This is a genomic window from Massilia sp. TSP1-1-2, assembly GCF_049896185.1.
GTDB lineage: Bacteria > Pseudomonadota > Gammaproteobacteria > Burkholderiales > Burkholderiaceae_D > Telluria_A.
Map to the genome: position 1 here is coordinate 34,949 of NZ_JAFCTU010000031.1, position 13,873 is coordinate 48,821.

The 13,873-nt window shown below is 61.4% G+C and carries 11 protein-coding genes; 3 read left to right on the top strand and 8 right to left on the bottom strand.

Annotated elements, in window-relative coordinates:
• Positions 1-2 precede the first annotated feature (2 nt).
• Positions 3-581, bottom strand: coding sequence for a TetR/AcrR family transcriptional regulator (locus tag ACP7BV_RS21555; protein ID WP_426106707.1), 579 nt, complete (start codon positions 579-581; stop codon positions 3-5).
• Positions 582-703: 122 nt separating this feature from the next.
• Here ACP7BV_RS21555 and ACP7BV_RS21560 point away from each other — a divergent pair, with 122 nt between their 5' ends.
• Positions 704-1,348, top strand: coding sequence for an SAM-dependent methyltransferase (locus tag ACP7BV_RS21560; protein WP_426106709.1), 645 nt, complete (start codon positions 704-706; stop codon positions 1,346-1,348).
• Positions 1,349-1,501: 153 nt separating this feature from the next.
• Positions 1,502-2,656: a type IV pilus twitching motility protein PilT gene (locus ACP7BV_RS21565; RefSeq protein WP_426106710.1), complete on the top strand. Its 1,155-nt coding sequence runs from the start codon at positions 1,502-1,504 to the stop codon at positions 2,654-2,656.
• 32 nt (positions 2,657-2,688) lie between these two features.
• Here the strand turns inward: ACP7BV_RS21565 and ACP7BV_RS21570 are convergent, their stop codons facing one another.
• From ACP7BV_RS21570 to ACP7BV_RS21585, 4 genes are all read right to left on the bottom strand, one after another.
• The gene (locus ACP7BV_RS21570; protein ID WP_426106711.1) at positions 2,689-3,963 is read right to left on the bottom strand and encodes a cytochrome c; all 1,275 of its coding nucleotides are present in this window, start codon (positions 3,961-3,963) and stop codon (positions 2,689-2,691) included.
• Positions 3,960-4,652 carry a c-type cytochrome gene (locus ACP7BV_RS21575; protein WP_426106712.1) on the bottom strand — a complete coding sequence of 231 codons (693 nt, stop codon included), beginning with the start codon at positions 4,650-4,652 and terminating at the stop codon, positions 3,960-3,962. The genes ACP7BV_RS21570 and ACP7BV_RS21575 overlap by 4 nt, the downstream gene beginning before the upstream one ends.
• Positions 4,653-4,748: 96 nt before the next feature.
• Positions 4,749-5,345, bottom strand: a complete 597-nt coding sequence (locus tag ACP7BV_RS21580) for a 3'-5' exonuclease (protein ID WP_426106713.1) — start codon at positions 5,343-5,345, stop codon at positions 4,749-4,751.
• Between the two features lie 10 nt (positions 5,346-5,355).
• Positions 5,356-5,847, bottom strand: coding sequence for a ProQ/FINO family protein (locus ACP7BV_RS21585; RefSeq protein ID WP_426106714.1), 492 nt, complete (start codon positions 5,845-5,847; stop codon positions 5,356-5,358).
• 529 nt (positions 5,848-6,376) lie between these two features.
• Between ACP7BV_RS21585 and rpoD the strand changes: the two genes are divergently transcribed.
• A complete protein-coding gene (gene rpoD, locus ACP7BV_RS21590) occupies positions 6,377-8,863 on the top strand; it encodes an RNA polymerase sigma factor RpoD (RefSeq protein ID WP_426106716.1) in 2,487 nt (828 codons plus the stop codon).
• A 42-nt stretch (positions 8,864-8,905) separates the two neighbouring features.
• On the opposite strand, the gene ACP7BV_RS21595 is transcribed toward rpoD, so the two are convergent.
• From ACP7BV_RS21595 to ppc, 3 genes are all read right to left on the bottom strand, one after another.
• A complete protein-coding gene (locus ACP7BV_RS21595; protein WP_426106717.1) occupies positions 8,906-10,039 on the bottom strand; it encodes a diguanylate cyclase in 1,134 nt (377 codons plus the stop codon).
• Between the two features lie 157 nt (positions 10,040-10,196).
• Positions 10,197-10,607 carry a hypothetical protein gene (locus tag ACP7BV_RS21600; RefSeq protein ID WP_426106718.1) on the bottom strand — a complete coding sequence of 137 codons (411 nt, stop codon included), beginning with the start codon at positions 10,605-10,607 and terminating at the stop codon, positions 10,197-10,199.
• Positions 10,608-10,867: 260 nt separating this feature from the next.
• Entirely contained in the window at positions 10,868-13,678 is a 2,811-nt protein-coding gene (gene ppc / locus ACP7BV_RS21605) for a phosphoenolpyruvate carboxylase (protein WP_426106720.1), read from the bottom strand.
• Between the last annotated feature and the right edge of the window lie 195 nt (positions 13,679-13,873).

The window sequence follows — 13,873 nt, forward strand, 5'->3', positions numbered from 1 at the left end:
CGTTACTCCGGTGGGCGGTGCAGGGTCAACAGCGAAAGCAGCGCTTCGCCGACCAGGTTCATGGGTTCGGGGGTGCCGGCCGCGCGCGCCTGCAGCAGACCGCCTTCATAGGCTGCCAGCAGCAAGGCGGCAAGGGCATTGGCGGAGGCGCTCGCGTAGCCGGCGCGCAGCAGTGCGTCCGCCATGCGCACGCGGATCATCGAAAAACCGGCGCCCAGCGCGGCGCGAATCTCGACGTCGGCGGCGGTGGTTTCTAGGGCGATGGTGGCCAACGGACAACCGTTTTCGTAGCCACTGGCGGCAAGGCGATTCTGGGCGGTATCGATCCACGCCATCAGGGCGGCGGCCGGGTCATTGCCGGCCATGCGTTCGTCAAGCATCTTGCACAGGCGGATGACGGTGGCATTGACGGCCGCGACGGCCAATTCTGTTTTGCCACCCGGGAAGTGGTGATACAGCACGCCCTTGGACGCGCCGGCGGCGGCCAGCAGTTCGGTCAGGCCGCTGCCGTGCAGCCCGCGCTTTTGCAGGGCGGCCGTCATGGCGTTGATCAGGCGGGTGCGGGCGGCTAGGGATGTCATGCAATGGATGCTATAGACCGATCGGTCTAATGGCAACAAAAACCGCATCAGGCTAGAGGATGTCCTCTAGAACCTGCCGGAGGCGGTATCATGTGCGCTTCAAATAAATTTTACTGATTCTTATGCTGATCATCACTATCAAACAGGGCAAGGAAAAAAGCTTGCTCGCCGGCGAGCCGTGGATTTACGCTTCGGCGGTTGAAAAAGTCGATGGCAAGCCGAATGAAAAAATGAAGCCGGGCGGCACGGCCATCGTGCAAACATCGGCGCAAAAATTCTTGGCGCGGGCGGCATACAATTCCAAGTCGCAGATCCGGGCGCGGGTATGGACGTTCGACGAGGGCCAGCCGGTCGACCATGCGCTGATGAAGCGGCTGGTGAAGGCGGCGCTGGCCAACAGCGCGGCGGCGGCGAAAAAAGCCCGGCCCGACGAGATCATCAAGCTGATCAATGCCGAGGCCGATGGCTTGCCCGGCTTGCTGGTGGAGCAGTATGGCGGCAAGGAGGGTTATGTGATCTGCGAATTCCAGGCGGCCGGCGTGGATGCCTGGAAAGTGCCAATCGTGCAGGCTTTGATCGCCGAGACCGGCTGCGGCAATGTGTATGAGCGCTGCGACGCGCTGGTGCGCAAGGGCGAGGGGCTGGCCGTGGTATCGGGCGCGCTGGCCGGCGATGAGCCGCCTGATGAAGTGTTCGTCCATGCTGGCGGCGTCAAAGTGTCGACCGATTTGAAGACGGGGTTTCAGCGGGGTCACAGGACGCGTTAAAAAACGCGCGCAGCGGCGCTGGATGCAAAACTGAAGGTGCTGTTTTTATGCCTCATTGAGTGTATCCGTACTGCAATATTTCCCGTTGCCGTTTGCCGACTCGCCGTATAATTGGTCGCACAATTTTGTTGCCGATTAAAGAGACGCCGCCAGATGGAAAACCACCAGTCCTCGCAAATTCGTACGCTGACCTACATCGAGAATGAAGACCATCCCGTGTTCGGCACGCTGGTCGAACAGATTTTGCATCTGTTAAATTCCAAGCTGATTTTCAGCGACATCATCATTCACCAGAACAGTCCGCTGATGCTGCGCCAGCCCAAGGGCCTGGTTGCGGTCAGCGATTCGCCGATCACCAAGGAAGAGCTGGAAGAGTTCTTTGAGGTCATCGAGCCGGACTGGTCGGAACGCATCGCCGACCGCGCCTTTGACCGCTCGATTGACCTGCACACCGCGCGCATCCGCGCCAACTGTTTTACGTTCCAGGGTAAAAAGCGGCTCGGCTGCGTGGTGCGCCGTTTCCCCAAGGAACCGCTGGCGCTTTCCAGTCTCGGCTTGCGTGCGGCCGAGCAGGATTTTGCCAAGCTCACCAGCGGCCTGGTGCTGATCATCGGCGACACTTGCCAAGGAAAATCGACCACGATCGCCTCCATGCTCGACCAGATCAACAAGACGCGCTCGGGCCACATCATCACCATTGAAGACCCGGTGGAAACCCTGATTCCCCAGCGCCATTGCATCATCACCCAGCGCGAAGTGGGGCGCGATGGCGACGTCGACAGTTACTACAGCGGCGCGCTCGACGCCTTGCGCGAGCGGCCGGACGTGATCGTCATCGGTGAAATCCGCGACGCGCAAACGGCGCAGGAAGCGCTGGCGCTGGCCGAGTCGGGACCGCTGGTGCTGGCCTCGCTGCACGCCCGCTCGACCGAGCTGGGTTTGCAAAAAATGCTGCGCCTGCTGGGTAATTCGGCAGCGCAATCGCAGGCCTTGGCCAGCGCCCTGCGCGGCGTGCTGTGCCAGGCGCTGCTGCCGTCGATGGAAGGCGAGCGCTACTATCTTGCCACCGAGTGCCTGACGTCGAACCCGGAAGTGACGCGGATCATCGAATCGGGCCGGCTGGCGGAAGTGCGCGCGCTGATGGATGGCGGCACGGGAAAATTCAATGCCGGCTGCCACTCGATGAATGCGGCGCTAGTCCATTTACTGCGCGATAAAAAAATCAGCATGGAAGACGCGCGCAACGCAACGACCGACCGGATCGGTTTTGCCGACGCCTGCTACAGCGCCGTGCTGGGCGCTGCGTAGAGGCGTGGCTAGTCCAGCGGCTAGTCTGGCGGCTAGTCCAGAGGTACTTCGCGGTACTTGTTGACTTCGGATGCCGTCACCGGCGGCGCCCGGTTGCCCCACGCTGCGCGCAGGTAGGACACGACTGAAGCGACTTCCTGGTCGCTCATAGTGTGGCTGAACGGAGGCATGCCGTACGGGCGCGGATTGCCCCGCGTACCGGGCGCAAAGCCGCCGTTGAGCACAATCCGGATCGGATTGACCGACTCGGCCATCGTCAAGGCACGGTTGCCCGCCAGCGGCGGATAGTGCGGCGGCAAACCTTTGCCGTCGGCGCCATGACAATTGACGCAATTGTTCTCATACAGTTCCTTGCCCTGCCGCATGACCTTGTCGACGCTCGGTCCCTTGGGCATTGCCAGCTGCGGCGCAGGCTCGGCGGGCAAAGCTTTCAAGTACACGGCCATGGCGGTTGCATCTTGCGCCGACAAATGCTGCAAACTTTTCTCGACCACCTCGGCCATGGGACCAAATACGGTGGCGCGTGGCGAGACGCCAGTCTGGAGCAGCGCGACGATGTGCGGCACTTGCCAGTCGCCAAGGCCGGCTTCCGCGTTGGAGGTCAGCGACGGGGCGTACCAGCCCAGCGTCTGGATCATGCCGCCGGACAGGCCGCCTTGGCTGGCGCCTAGCTGATTGCGGCTGCTGTGGCACGCCACGCAGTGTCCCAGGCCCTCGACCAGGTAAGCGCCGCGATTCCACTGCGCGCTGCGGGTTGCGCTTGCCACGTAGAGCTCGGGCTTGAAATACAGCAAGCGCCAGGCGGCCAGCATGACTTGCTGGTTGTAGGGGAAACGCAATTCATGCGGCGCGCTGGGCGCCTTGTATGCGGGCACGCTCTGCAGGTAGGCATACAGGGCGTCCGCGTCGTCGCGCGTCACCTTGGTGTAGCTCGTGTACGGAAAGGCCGGATACAGCAGTCTGCCATCGCGCGACTTGCCGTTGTGCAGCGCGTTCCAGAAGTCGTCCGGCGTCCAGGCGCCGATGCCCGTGTCGCGGTCCGACGTGATGTTGGGCGCGAGCAGGCGGCCGAACGGTGTTGCGATGGCGCGCCCGCCGGCGTAAGGCACGCCGCCGCGTACCGTGTGGCAGGCCATGCAGTCGCCAGCCTTGGCCAGGTAAGCCCCGCGCGCAATATTGGCCGGGGTGGGCGCATGGGCGGCCGGCGAGCTGGACGCAACCATGTGGGCGCGCGGCCAGGCGATGATGATGGCCAGCAGCGCCAGGGCGGCGATGACGGCGAGCGCGGTTAGGAGTGTTTTTTTCACGGCGCGCTCCCGCAATCGAGGGGCAAGGGGCGGGCAACGGCGCTGGCCGGACGCGCCTCGGGCGGCACCGGCTGCAGGCCGAGCCAGCTTGACAGGGCAGCCACGTCCGGCAGCGTCAGGCGGTTGGCAATCTCGCCCATGCAATCGGGTGCGTGGGCGCGGCGCGTCTTGCTGCGCCAGGCGCCGAGCTGGGCGTTGACGTAATCGCGCGGCAGCCCGAGCAGGCCAGGAATGCTGGGCGTTACGCCGGTCAATTGCTGGCCGTGGCAGGCAATGCAGGCCGGCACCTTGATGGCGGGATCGCCCAGCATCACCAGCACGCGCCCCCGTTCAAGAACGGCGGCGCTGGCGCCGGTCGGCTGGGATGGCGGCGAGGGCAGGTGTTCGGCGGCGAAGTGGGCGGCGATTTCGTGCAGGTACTCGTCGGACATGTGGCCGACCATATAGGTCATCAGGGGAAACTGGCGGCGGCCGTCGCGAAAGTTGGTCAGCTGGTTGTACAGGTAGCCGGCCGGCTTGCCGGATATGCGCGGGAAATACTGGTCGTTGACGTCTTTTTTCGCGTGGCAGGATGTGCAGGCGACCAAGCGTTGGGCCATGGTGTCGGGCAGGACGGCGGGGCGGTCGGCAAAGGCCGGAGCTGCGAAGAAACAGGCGGCCAGCAGGGTCAGACGGAGAGGATTTGGCATGGACGAATTGTCGCATGCAACGGCAAAGCGCGCTGACCGGCCCATATCGTCATTGTGAATGCGGCCGTCGCAAAAAAAGGCGCGCGTGCGATGCGCTTATGAATGGGCGTTCGCCGCAGCTTGATCGGTCCGCCAGCGCCGGTAAATCTTCAACGCCACGTGAGCATCATCGGCTGCATACAAGAGCTGTTTTTCTGACAAGCGCGGCAAGGCCCAGTTGGTGGTCGTGATCTTCTTGGACTTTTGCAGTTTTTGCCCGAAAAACCTTGCCACCGCCGTCTTGGCCCCGAGCGTATTGCGTTCCCCCTTGCGCAGCGCAGTCGACAGATCGAGCACGTTGCAAGCGTCAATGCCCAGCTTGGCACGCAGTCGCTTGAGATCATCCTGCAGGCCAAAGCCCACCTTCAAAATCGCCCGCGACTCAAGCACCGCCTTGAGCACTTCCAGCGCCGGGGCGGCGCCGATTTGGAACAGGTAGGCCGCCTCGTCGGTGGCCAACTGCACCAGGTGCGGCCCGGTCGATGCTTCCCCCTTGAGGAAAGTCGGTTTGCTCTCGGTATCGAATCCGATCACATCCATGGCCGACAGCGCCGCAAGCGCCTCGGCTGCGTCGCGCTCGGTTTTCACCAGGCGCACGTCAGCCATCTTGATGCCGTCGTAAGGCGGCAGCAATGCGTCGGAATCCGGCGTCATGAACGGGGAATTAGCCGTTGCGCGAAAATTTAGAGGCCAGCTGCAACAGCTTTTCCTGGCGCAGGCGGTCGGCCTCGGCCAGCTGGGCGGCGTCGCGCTCGGCCTTCTTGCGATCCGCTTCTTTTTTGAAACGCTGCTGCAAGGTTTCTTTGGCGTGGGCGCGGTGCACGTCGGTCACTTCGGCGCCGGCGACGCCATCGAGATCGAAACGGATCGTGGCTTTTTCCATGGCGCGCAGATAACGCAGCGAACCGGTATGGATGCCGAGCGCCGTACGCATGGTCTTGCGATCGAGATCTGGCATGCGCGCCAGTATCTGTTTGTCGATGCCGATCGCCAGCGGCAGGCAATCGCGGAAGGCAGGGAACTGTTGCTGGAACTGTTTGAGCAGGGTGCGCGCGCTAGGAACGGCGCTTGCTGCCGGGGTGGCCGCAGCCGGAGTGGCCGGGGCCGCAGTGTCGGCCGACTCGGCGACTAGACTAGTTGTATTCATTGACTTCATTGTAAGAGCTGGAACCGGAAGGATAGCATGGGCACATTCGCAAGTGCGGGGATTTTATTCATTGAGGCGGTCCGGCGTGATGAGCCGCGAGCGCCAAAATGGTGTATGATCCGCCTCTTGCCTTGCGCACGGATTGAGGCAGCGCAGAGGTGTCAGCTAGATGAAAGAGAGCAATCCAGCTCCCGCAAGTTATAAGCGTTCGTTATATCTGGTATTGTTTATATCAATTATCGCGATATCTTGCGTTAGTGCATAATGGGCTTGTCTCCTCTATTTCTTCTTCGAAGTAATAGATTCAAGCCCGTTTTAGCTAGCGGGCTTTTTTTCGTTCTGTCTGGCCCTGCGGCCGCCATGGCCACCACCGCCCCTAGCGAGGGGTGGAGCAGGAATTGGCGCGGTCTGCCGCGCCCTGCGCAACGGGCTTGCTTTAAAAAGCAGGCTTCCCTGGCCCATTATCATCGGGCCACCCTGAACACCGTTCAATCGGGTCCGCACGCGGGACCCGGGTGAATTATTGACTGGAGTTTTAATGACGACCAAAGCCAAAACCCTGACGCTCACCGCCACCAAAGCACCGCGCAAAAGCGCGGCCCCGCTGGCCGTGCCGAAAACGGCGACTTCCTATTTTGTTGAAACGGAAGCGGCAGCGAAGGTCACGGTCGTCAAGAAGCGCTCCTTGCTCGCTGCAGTCGATGTCGATGCGCCCGAACTTGCCACGCACATTGGCAATATAGCAGCAAACGAAGAAGTTGCGGTGCCCGTTGTTGTGCGCAAGCGTTCCCGGCTCGCCGTGCGCGACGAATCCGTGGCCGAGGCTTCCGAGCCGGTGGTCAAGCTTGCGCCCAAAGCGCGGGCCGTCAAAAAACTGCTCGACGTCGAGCCGACCGTGATCCAGACTGCCGGCCAGTCGGTCAGCCAGACTACCGATGCGGCCACGCTGGCGTCGATCGATACGTCCGGCTACCTGCTGCCGTCGGTCAAGGTGCCGGGCCGGCGCGGGCGCAAGCCGAGCGAATTCACGCCTGAAAACGATGAAGTCGCGGCCCTGAACGCGGTCGAGCGTGCCGAACTGAAAGCTGTGTCCAAGGCCAAGGAACGCAAGGCCAAGGGCGGCGTCGTGCTCGCAGCCGACCCGAAAGCAACCGAAGCCGACATGGAGCGGCGCCGTACCCAGATCAAAAACCTGATCAACATGGGTAAAGAGCGCGGTTACCTGACGTATGCCGAAATCAACGACCAGCTGCCGGAAAACATTATCGATCCAGAAGCGGTCGAAGGCATCATTGCCACCTTCAACGACATGGGCATCGCCGTCTACGAGCGCGCCCCTGACGCTGAAATGATGCTGCTGACCGACACGGTAGCGACTGCCACCAGCGACGATGAAGTAGAAGCTGCCGCGGCCACCGCGCTGTCGACGGTCGACTCCGATTTTGGCCGCACCACCGATCCGGTGCGCATGTACATGCGCGAGATGGGCGCCGTGGCGCTGCTCACGCGCGAAGGCGAAATTGAAATTGCCAAGCGCATCGAAGGCGGCCTGAAGGACATGGTCCAGGCCATTTCCGCCTGCCCGACGACGATCGCCGAAATCATCGCGCTGTCGCACAAGATTGCCGCCGACACGATTAAAGTGGACGAAGTGGTCGACGGTTTCGTCGACCTGAACGAATCGGCCACGCCGCAGGCGCCGGCGCCGCACGTGGCCGCCTCCGACGACGACGAGGAAGACGAAGAAGAGCACGAAGAAGAAGACGGCGACGCCAACGGCGGCGCGGCGGGCTTTTCGGCCGAGCAGCTGAACCAGCTCAAGAAAGGCGCGCTGGAAAAGTTCGCCTTGATCGAATCGGAATTCGACAAGATGGCTGCCGCCTTCACCAAGGAAGGTTATGGTTCGGCCAAGTACGTCAAGGCGCAGGAAGTCATCTCCAACGAACTGCTGGGCATTCGCTTCACGGCCAAGGTCGTGGAGAAGTTGTGCGACACGCTGCGTGGCCAGATGGACGAAGTGCGCCACATTGAAAAAGCCGTGCTGGCCATTTGCGTGGACCGCTGCGGCATGCCGCGCGCCCACTTCATCAAGGTGTTCCCGGGCAGCGAGACGGACCTGGGATGGGTCGACCGCGAAGTAGACTGCGCCTATGCATACAGCACCGTGTTGGCCCGTAATGTCCCGGCCGTCAAGGAATTGCAACAGCGAATGATCGACCTGCAGGCGCGCGTCGCCTTGCCGCTGGCTGACCTGCGCAAGATTAACAAGCAGATGGCTGCCGGCGAAAAGCGCGCGCGCCACGCCAAGCGCGAAATGACGGTGGCTAACTTGCGCCTGGTAATTTCGATTGCGAAAAAATACATCAACCGCGGCTTGCAGTTCCTGGACCTGATCCAGGAAGGCAACATTGGTTTGCTCAAGGCGGTTGACAAGTTTGAGTATCGCCGCGGCTACAAGTTCTCGACCTACGCCACGTGGTGGATCCGCCAGGCGATCACGCGTTCGATCGCCGACATGGCGCGCACCATCCGGGTGCCGGTGCACATGATCGAGACGATCAACAAGATGAACCGCATTTCGCGCCAGATCATGCAGGAAACGGGCAGCGAGCCGGATTTGGCGACCTTGGCGCTGAAGATGGAAATGCCGGAAAACAAAGTGCGTGAAATCATGAAGATCGCCAAAGAGCCGATCTCGATGGAAACGCCGATGGGTGAAGATGGCGATTCGCAACTGGGCGACTTCATCGAAGACAACACGACGCTGGCGCCACTGGATGCCGCGCTGCACGCCTCGATGCGCAATGTGATCAAGGAAGTGCTCGATTCGCTGACCCCGCGCGAAGCGAAAGTGCTGCGCATGCGTTACGGCGTAGAAATGTCGAACGACCACACGCTGGAAGAAGTGGGCAAGCAGTTCGACGTCACGCGCGAGCGGATTCGCCAGATCGAAGCGAAAGCGATGAGCAAGCTGCGCCAGCCATCGCGTTCGGACAAGCTCAAGAGTTTCCTGCACAACCACTAAGCAACATCTCGACCCCGGCGGCCTATCCAGCGCGTTGTATCGTTATTGGCCGCATGGCGCATGGCGCATGGCGCATGGCGCATCGTGCTCGAATGGCACGACGCGATTGCGGCCACTTGTTTTTGCACGGTACAGCGCCACGTCCGCGCACCCGATCAAGTCGTTCGGCGAGGCGCCATGCTCGGGGTAGGTGGCGATACCGATGGACAACGTTGCCTGTATGCTTACGCCACCGAAAGGAATGGCGATCGCGGCGAATGCGGCGTGCCACTGATCGGCGCGCGCTGCGCCAATGTCCAGGGGCATGTCCGGCAGCAACACCAGGAATTCCTCACCGCCAAAACGGCAGGCCACATCGGTCGCGCGCACGCTTTCCAATAACAATGCCGCCAGTTTCTTCAAGCCTTCGTCGCCTCCCTGATGGCCATAAGTGTCGTTGACTCGCTTGAAATAGTCGACGTCGATCATCATCAGCGTCAACTTTTCCCCCTCGCGATCGCAACGCGCTAACTCTCGCGTCAAGATCGTTTCCAGGTAGCGCCGGTTGTAAAGACCTGTCAGCGGGTCGCGAATGGCTTGCTCTTTCAACTCTGCCTGCCGTTCCCGGATTTCCTCAAGTTGCCACTTCAGCGTCTCGTTGGCGGTATGCAGCGTCTGTTCGCCCCTGCGCAAACGCTCTCGCGTGGTGCGCAATTGCAGATTGCGACTGTAGCCCGCGTTACCAATGGCAAGGAGATAGCATGACATGCCGACCCAGCACAACAGATCAACGGGCGACCCCGTCGCCGGCGAAAAGTGACTGCCAAAGGCGAGAAAGGACATCGCAATGCCGGTTGCAACCGCCAACAGTGCGATCGATATGCCGACGAGCCCGCAGGTGAAGGTGAGATTGATCGATGTGGCATTCCACAGCATGAGTGCAATCATCACGGGAAATTGCAGAAATGAAGTCCAGATCGACATCAGCACAGTGTCGATGAGCAGGTTGTTAATTTCGGCCTGTTGCGTATTGTTGGCGTGGCGGGAACGCAGGAACATCAGGTGGGGGTAGATCAGAAATTGGAGTGCCAGCATGGCCCAGGCGACCTCACCATACCCCTTGCCCCACACATGCATGCCAAGGGCCACGAAAGAAAACGCAAAGGAGGCGGTCCGCAAGCGATAATTCGTGTACACGGCCCAATGCGGACGCGCCGCAGTGCTATCCGCACAAGCCACAGGACTCGGAAGACTTGCGAGTGTGGATTGTTGCACTGTATGGCCTGATCAGAATGGATGGTCGACGTTACAAACGAAGGTTGCCGCAAGGCTGTTTTAGCGGGCAGATCAGAATTCACCAAGAAATAAAAAATGTGGTTCGGACGAGCTCGTGTTGGGATGGGGGAACTGACCCCGGTTGAGGTTTGCTTGCAGTATTGTCGTCAGGGTTGGGCGCCGTAAGGCGTCGTACTGGCTGCGCGTCGGCTTTCAGGGCGAAGTAAGTCCAAATGGCGCCCAGCAGATCTGCCACGCCGAACAGGACAATGATCGGTGGGCCCAGTTGCAGGACTGCGAAGACAATGAAGGCCATGCACACGATCGCGCGCGCATACACCGACGCTTCGAAAAACGCCTTGCTTTCGTGCGTGGCCAGTACCCATGCATACACGCCCAGCATGAACGCGATCAGACCGACGACATGGATCCATACCTCGGTGGTCGGCGCAATCCGAAACACTGACAGCAAGACGTTGGGCGCCATCATCAGGCCCGCGCCGAGGACGAACAGCTAGAGGGCAAAGACCTTTGCGCTGAGAGCGGATGCGGACATGGATTTCCTTGGACTGAAGAACGGTCGGGGCAAAAAAATGCGCACCCAAATTGCTTCGGGTGCGCCAACAGGCTAGTCAGGAGAGGGGTGCGAGGGTATCGCACCCTGTTTACTATCCGAGGTCCATTTTACATAGAAAAAAGTTGGGAAGTCTCTCCAATTGTTTCAACAATAGACATTTCCGATGCATACGTCTAACCGGTATTGCGCAAGCCCGCCGCCACGCCATTGATCGACAAATGAATGCCGCGATGGACGCGCTCGTCGATCTGCGCCGGGTCTCCGGCCACGGCGCGGTGCCGGTGAATCAGCTCAACTTGCAGGTGGTTCAGCGGGTCGAGATAGGCAAACCGGTTCTGGATGGAGCGCGCCAACAGCGGATTACCCGCCAGCCGCTCATGCGCGCCGGTGATCGTTTCCAGGCAGGTGAGCGTGTTCCCGTGCTCGGCCGCGATGCGCTTGAAAATACGCTCGCGCAGCGCCACATCGGCCACCAGTTCCGCGTAGCGCGAAGCGATGGCCAGATCGGTCTTGGCCAGCACCATGTCCATGTTCGACAGCAGCGTGGCAAAGAATGGCCATCCCTTGAACATGGCTTGCAGCGTTGCGATTTTTTGTTCGCGGTCGCCTTCTTCCAGCCACGCGTTGATGGCCGAACCAAAGCCGTACCAGCCCGGCAGCAGCAAACGGCACTGGCCCCACGAAAAGCCCCAGGGAATGGCGCGCAAGTCTTCGATGCGCTTGGTCGACTTGCGCGACGCCGGACGCGAACCGAGATTGAGTTCGGCGATTTCGGCAATCGGCGTGGCCGAGAAAAAGTAGTCGGTAAAGCCGGGCGTCTCGTACACCAGATTGCGATAGGCCTTGTAGGCGCGCTCGGACAGGTCGGCCATGATGGCCTCGAAGCCGGCCAGGCGCTCGGCTTTTTTGCCTTCGCCGGCGAGCGGCGTGAGCGACGCTTCGAGCGTGGCGGCGACCAGCAGCTCGAGGTTGCGGCGCCCGATCTCGGCATTCGAAAATTTGGACGCGATGATTTCGCCCTGCTCGGTCAGGCGGATCTGCCCGTTGACGGTGCCCGGCGGCTGCGCCAGGATCGCCTCGTAGCTCGGTCCTCCGCCGCGGCCCACGGTGCCGCCGCGGCCATGGAACAGGCGGATCTTCACGCCCGCATCCTTGAACACTTTCACCAGGTGGATCTCGGCCTTGTACAGCTCCCAATTCGACGTTAAAAAGCCGCCGTCCTTGTTCGAGTCCGAGTAGCCCAGCATGACTTCCTGCAGCTGCCCCTGTTTGGCGATCAGTTCCTTCACCAGCGGAATCGCCATCCATTCGGCCATGATGCCGGCCGCGCGCTGCAGGTCGGGGATGGTTTCGAACAGTGGAATGACCATCGCGTCGAGGTCATTCGACTTGGTGCGCAGCAGGCCCGTCTCTTTTTGCAGCAGCAGCACTTCCAGCAGGTCGGACACTTCTTCGGTGTGTGAGATGATGTAGTTGCGGATCGCGCGCGCGCCGTAGCGGTCGCGGATTTCGCGCGCGGAGCTCAAAATGGCGAGTTCGGAATCGGCTTCGTCGCTGTACTCGGCATATGGCGAATACAGCAGGCGTGGCTGCGCCAGTTCGGCCAAGAGCAGCGTGACTTTGTCGGCCTCGGACAGCTTGCCGTAGTCCGCTTCCACGCCGGCGCTGGCAAACAGCTCGGCCAGAACGCGCTCGTGCACGTCGGAAGTCTGGCGCATGTCGAGCGAGGCTAAGTGAAAGCCGAAAATGCCGGCCGCGCGCTGCATCGTCGACAGGCGCGGCTTGACCAGCAGCGCGCCATGGTTGGCGGCGAGCGAATCGGCCAGCACTGTCAGGTCGGCCGAAAACTCGGAGGCCTGTGCATAGGGCGCGGCGTTGCCCACTTCCTTGCGCAAGATGTTGGTTGCGCCCAGCATGCGCGTGGTGGCGGCCAGGCGCGCATAAATGCCGATCAGGGCGCGCCGGTACGGCTCGTCGCTTCGGTGCGGCGAATGGTCGGGCGAGGCGTCGGCCAGCGCCTGCAGGGCAGGGCTGGCGCCGACCATCAAGGTCGAAATCGACAGCTCGGCGCCCAGCGCGTGCACTTCTTCCAGGTAAAAATCGAGGATCGTCGTGGCCTGGCGCACCAGCGCGTGCTTCATGGTTCCGGCATTCACGTTGGGGTTGCCGTCACGGTCGCCGCCGATCCAGCTGCCCATCTGGACATAGGCGGCGTCGCCCAGGCTGGTCGCTTCGCCCGGATAGTGGGCGCCGATTTCTTCTTCGATGTCGTCATACAGGCCGGGCAGCTCGCGCAGGAACGTAATGCGATAGTACGACAGGGCGTTGTCGATTTCGTCGGCCACCGTCAGCTTCGAGTAGCGCAGCATGCGCGTTTGCCACAGCGTGGACACGCGCGCGTGCAGCAGCGCGGTGTTGGCCACCCGTTCCTTGGGAGTGAGCGGCAGGTCGCGTTCGGCCAGCAGGCGCGCGATGTCATGCTCGGCGTCGAGAATGGACTTGCGCTGCACTTCGGTCGGGTGGGCCGTCAGAACCGGGGCGATCAGGGCATCGGCAAAGAAAGTGCGCACGGTGTCGCCGCTCACGCCCGCCTGCTTGAGTTTGGAGAGCGCGAAGCTGACGCTGCCCTGTTGCGGCTTGGAGCCTGCCAGCAGGTGGGCGCGGCGGCGGCGGATGTGGTGCTGGTCTTCGGCGATGTTGGCCAGGTGCGAAAAATACGAGAACGCGCGCACTACCGAAATGGTCTGGTTGCGCGTGAGCTTGTGCAGCAGCGCTGTCAGCTCTTCGCCAGCCTGGGCGTCGGACTCGCGCCTGAACCGCACCGCGGTCTGGCGGATCGTTTCGACGACATTGAAGACATCTTCACCTTCCTGGTCGCGCAGCACGTCGCCGAGCAGGCGCCCGAGCAGGCGGATATCTTCTTTGAGCGGGGCGTCCTTGTCCAGGACCGGGGATGTTTCTTGGGCAGCAGCTTGATTTACCATGTTGGACCAGAGTGAAATGTTGGTGCAAAGGCTTATGGCCAGGTTCTGCAAAGGGGGCGCATGATAAAATTTGTGATCTTATGCAGGCGCCGGTAACGATCGCTTCCGCAGTTACGGTTTAACGACAGTGAAAGAATCCGTTTTGAAAGCAACTGAAACTAGTGGTATCCCACCGCAGCAGCCCGACGATAACGA